Source organism: Dyella sp. 01L423 (assembly GCF_056399945.1).
In genome coordinates, this window is the sequence record NZ_JBFTSI010000062.1 from 1 (window position 1) to 381 (window position 381).

Here is a 381-nt window from a genome sequence, read left to right on the forward strand (position 1 = left end):
GGGTCGGAAGCGGACATTCATTTCGTCGCCATCCTAGCCATCTCGCAGATGTCAGAGTGCGAGTACTTGGACGGATTTTCCGACAACTCGACCAAAACTTCGGGGAGCCAACCTGCACCGGCCCGGTCCATTTGCTTCACCAGCTCGCCCCTGTTCGACCCTGTCACGAAATCGACGGGGCTGAAATCGAAGTAGAGCTCATTGAAGGAGGTGCCGTATGCGACCTCAAACCGATGGCCGTCCGATTCAACGCGATGGGCGAGCTCGAAGCTGGGGAAGCTCCTAGGGTTGCAGAAGATGGTCACTCCCTTCACGGCCAGTTCTCCTAAGGCTACGTCGCCCAATCGCTTAGGTCCGCTTCGAGTCGAAAGCGGACCTTAC

Annotated in this window: 1 protein-coding gene; it reads right to left on the reverse strand. The window is 57.5% G+C overall.

Annotated elements, in window-relative coordinates:
* Positions 1-17: 17 nt before the first annotated feature.
* On the reverse strand, positions 18-314 hold the full coding sequence (locus tag AC1DMY_RS21070; protein WP_477166789.1) for a hypothetical protein: 297 nt from the start codon (positions 312-314) through the stop codon (positions 18-20).
* Between the last annotated feature and the right edge of the window lie 67 nt (positions 315-381).